Annotated in this window: 4 protein-coding genes and 1 tRNA gene; 1 reads left to right on the forward strand and 4 read right to left on the reverse strand. The window is 70.8% G+C overall.

Translation table 11 applies throughout. The features are described from left to right. Window positions 1-433 precede the first annotated feature (433 nt). Together K228_RS0124065 and K228_RS0124070 are read right to left on the reverse strand one after the other, a co-directional pair. Window positions 434-506: transfer RNA gene (locus K228_RS0124065), tRNA-Ala, on the reverse strand. A 90-nt stretch (window positions 507-596) separates the two neighbouring features. Next, window positions 597-1196 (reverse strand): YqgE/AlgH family protein, encoded by a 600-nt coding sequence (locus K228_RS0124070; protein WP_188116252.1) that lies wholly within the window; start codon window positions 1194-1196, stop codon window positions 597-599. Window positions 1197-1328: 132 nt separating this feature from the next. Between K228_RS0124070 and K228_RS0124075 the strand changes: the two genes are divergently transcribed. Continuing rightward, complete coding sequence (locus K228_RS0124075; RefSeq protein WP_025620670.1) at window positions 1329-2132, forward strand: S-methyl-5'-thioadenosine phosphorylase; 804 nt, start codon at window positions 1329-1331, stop codon at window positions 2130-2132. Between the two features lie 25 nt (window positions 2133-2157). Here the strand turns inward: K228_RS0124075 and K228_RS0124080 are convergent, their stop codons facing one another. Together K228_RS0124080 and K228_RS0124085 are read right to left on the reverse strand one after the other, a co-directional pair. Beyond that, the gene (locus K228_RS0124080) at window positions 2158-3099 is read right to left on the reverse strand and encodes a hypothetical protein (RefSeq protein ID WP_025620671.1); all 942 of its coding nucleotides are present in this window, start codon (window positions 3097-3099) and stop codon (window positions 2158-2160) included. 156 nt (window positions 3100-3255) lie between these two features. Next, the coding region (locus K228_RS0124085) for an Ig-like domain repeat protein (RefSeq protein WP_029723953.1) at window positions 3256-4022 on the reverse strand (767 nt) is incomplete at its 5' end.

A 4022-nucleotide genomic window follows, 5' to 3' on the forward strand; every position in this document is an offset into this window, starting at 1 on the left:
GTCCGGCGCTCAAAAGATCACAAGAAAAAGAGGGCGGCGACCGCGGGTCTCACGGGGGACGCGCACGGCGCCGGGTCCAGGTGTAACGACCGGCCGGCCACCAACATTCCGGGGCTCACGCAGGGCCGGTATCCGCCATCGGCGGAGCGCCTGCTCGGTCGTACACATGGTGTAACGCCCCGACGGCGGCCGGGATTCCGCCACCGCCGTGCCCCCGACCACACCCCAGACGGGCATCAACCTGACGTCAGGGACGTCCATACCCAAGGCGAGCCACACTCAGGAGATCAACCCGTCGATCGGAGTTGCTCGGCCCCCGGCGCCAGACCGGGAAGTAGCCTGCAAGATCAACCCATGTTACGCCGGGCTAATCAGGGCAGAAACGACAAACGCCCTGGCGGGGATTTCTCCCACACCAGGGCGCTTCTTAGGGTGGAGCCGAGGGGACTCGAACCCCTGACCCCCACACTGCCAGTGTGGTGCGCTACCAGCTGCGCCACGGCCCCCTGTGCACTACCCGGTCGCCCGGGCACGGGAGAACTATACACACGCCAGCCGGCGTGGTCATCGCGCGGGGTGCCCGCTACCGCGCGGGCTCAGTTGAGCGCCACGTCCGCCGGGAAGTGCGCCACCGCCGCCATCATGCCGCCCTGCCGGCGCAGCACCATCGGCCACAGGTCGTCCGGACGATCGACGAAGGCGTCACCGGGCAACGCGTCCAGGACAAACCAGGAGCCCCCTGCGATCTCCTGCTCCAGCTGGCCCGAATCCCACCCGGAGTAGCCGGCGAAGACCCGGATGCCCGCGATGCTCTCCCGCAGCTGCGCCGGGTCCACCGTCAGATCGAGCGTGCCGACCGCACCGGAGATCTGCTGGAAGCTCTTCATCGGGCGCAGCGGGTGACGCATGCGAGCAAGGCAGATCGCCGAGTCCGGCTGTACCGGACCCCCTTCGAAGACCACGGCCGGGTCGCGGGCCAACTCGCCCCAGTCGCCGAGCACCTCCGCCACCGGAATCTCGGTGGCCCGGTTGAGAACGACGCCCAGCGCCCCGCCCGGCTCGTGGGCGACCAGCAGCACCACGGTCCGGTCGAAGTTCGGATCCTTCAGCGTCGGTGCCGCGACCAGCAACCGCCCGGCCATCGACTCCGTCGCCTGCCCGTCGATCGCCCGCCCCTCTTCCCGCATGCCGGACATCCCGTCAGTCCGACCGTGCTCGGACAACCGGGGACACCGGTGCCAGCCGCCCCGTCAACGCCATGCCTGGCACCATAGCCTGCTGGTGGGTCGCTGGCTAAGGTCTGACGCGACAGAGACGAGGGAGGTTCGGTGAGTCCCACGGCAGAACTCGCGGTGATCGGCGGGTCGGGGCTGTACGCCCTACTCGACGGCGCCACCGAGCACGTAGTCGACACCCCGTACGGGCCGCCGTCCGACGCGATCACCATCGCGGAGGTCGCGGGCCGCCGGTTGGCGTTCCTGGCCCGGCACGGCCGGGATCACCGGCACCCGCCGCACCAGATCCCCTACCGGGCCAACCTGTGGGCGCTGCGCTCGCTCGGAGTCCGCCAGGTGCTCGCCCCCTGCGCGGTCGGCGGCCTGCGCCCGGAGCTGGGTCCCGGCACGTTCGTCGTGCCCGACCAGCTGATCGACCGCACCAGTGGTCGGGCGCAGACCTACTACGACCGGGGCGCGGTGCACGTCTCCTTCGCCGACCCGTACTGCCCGGTTGGGCGGCGTACGCTGCTCGCCGCCGGCGCCGAACGGGATGTGCCGGCGGTGGACGGCGGGACGGTGGTGGTCGTCGAGGGTCCCCGCTTCTCCACCCGCGCCGAATCGCGCTGGTTCACGGCTATCGGCGGAACGGTGGTCAACATGACCGGTCACCCGGAGGCGGTGCTCGCCCGGGAGCTGGCCCTCTGCTATTCGTCGATCGCGCTCGTCACCGACCATGACGCGGGCGTGCCGGGCGGCGGGTCGGTGACCCAGGAGGAGGTGTTCCGGGTCTTCGGCGAGAACACCGCCCGTCTGCGGGAGCTGCTCTTCACCGCGGTGGCCCAGCTGCCGGCTGATCGGGACTGCGCCTGTGGGGCGGCTCTGGACGGCATCAAGCTGCCTTTCCCTCTGCCCTGAGCCCGGCTGGCTGGGCCGTCGGCGGTCAGTCGGTGGCGAGCCGCAGCGGCCCCCCGCCGAGTACGTCGAGGACGGTCCGCTCCCCCAGCGGGGTGGTGAGCTGCACGGTCACCGGTGCGAGTAGGAGCTGCTCGGTGCAGACACCGGTGCTGCGGGTCACGGCACCGCCGACCACCACAACGTCGTCCTGTTCGTACACCAGCGGGGTGAGGCCGGTGTCGCAGGCACCGATGCCAAGCCGCACGGTCAGCGTCGCGTCGTCAACGGCGCGCAGGTCCAGCGCCCCGACGAGTTCCTCGGGCAGTGGCGCGGTGGGTGCGGCCGGCTCCGGCGGCACTCCGACGGCGGTCGGGGCGACGGCGAGCCGGGCCACCGGGGCGGTCAGCTCGTCAATGGTGAACAGCCAGGCCGGGACCGCCGCCTCGCCTCGGCTGGTCCGCACCGGCACGCTGTCCAGCTCGACGGCGGTGACGGTGAGCGGGATGCAGGCGGTCTGCGGCAAGATACTCACCCCCGTGTCCGGCCCATCCGCCGGGGCTGGTGGGGTGGCCGGGTTCGTCGGCCGCCCGCCGCAGGCCGGTGGGTCGCCCCGATCGAGTTCCCGGTACGCCTCGACGGCGCTGACCAGTGGCACGGTGAGGGTGCCGGAGGGGAACTGGATGGTGCCGTCTTCGGGCTGGTCCGTCGGCAGCGGAATCTGGTCCCGGTACCAGCCGGCTTGGAAGGCGGTCTGGGTCTCCGAGGTGAAGCCGGGGTCTCCGACGGTCATGGTCGACTCCTGGAGCGGGACGTACCCGTCGTTCCACTCCGCTCCGGGCTGCCAGGCGGCGGCGATCTGAGTGGCCCGTTCTTCGAACACCGCCTGCCGGCCGGCCGGCGAGGGGGCGCCAGTCGGCTCCGAGCCGGCCGGCGCGCAACCGGCGGCCAGCAGCAGGGTCAGGCTCAGGGGGGCGAATACTCGACGCATACTCTTCCGACGTTCGCCACCGCGCACCGGTTCCAGTCCACCGGCGGCACTCGTCGTCCGGAGTGATGCAGGGGCCGGTAAGGCCTAGTCGTAGTTTCAACCCGGAAACGACAGGCCGGCCAAGCGGTTGCAGCAGCACTGCCGACCGCACTTCGCTCAGTGTGGGTGGTGTGGTGGTCGGTGTCGACGGGTGAGGTGGACCAGGGCGGCGCCGGTGAGGATGAGCAGGGTGGCGGTGCCGATGGTGGTGAGCAGGTTGGGGCCGGTGATGGGGAGGTCAGGGTCGCCGGGATCGTCAGGCGCGGCGGGAGCGTCAGGATCGCCGGGGTCGTTGGGGTCGCCAGGGTCGTCAGGGTCGCCGGGGTCGTTGGGGTCGCCAGGGTCGTCGGGTGTGGTGATGGTGATGGTGGTGGCGTCGGACTGACCGCTGGGGCAGGTGTTGGCGCTGGTGTGATGGGCGGTGAGGGTGTGGGTGCCGGGTGGGAGTCGGGTGGTGTGGGTGGCGGTGTTGGTGCTGTCCAGGGGCACGATGGTGAGGTCGGTGGCGTTGGTGCGGAAGGCGATGGTTCCGGTGGGGGTGTCGGTAGTGCAGGTGACGGTGGCGGTGAGGGTGATGTCCTGATTCGATTTCGGGTTCGGTGGGGACACCTGCAGGGTCGTGGTTGATGCCGGCGGGACGATAGCCAGACTGTGGAAGCGACCGGCGGCGACGGCGGTGACCGTGGTGCCGCCCGGTACGTCCACCGCAACAGGGGTGCTGCTGTGGGTGGTGGTCCCATCGCCCAACTGGCCCCAGGTGTTTTCGCCCCAGGCCAGTACGTCGCCGGTGGAGGTCGACGCCAGAATGTGGCGGCCGTTGCCGGCGGCAAGCGCGGTGATCGTGGTGCCGGCCGGCAGATCCACCGCAACAGGGGTACTTCTGT

It is taken from the genome of Salinispora cortesiana (assembly GCF_000484695.1).
Classification (GTDB): domain Bacteria; phylum Actinomycetota; class Actinomycetes; order Mycobacteriales; family Micromonosporaceae; genus Micromonospora; species Micromonospora cortesiana.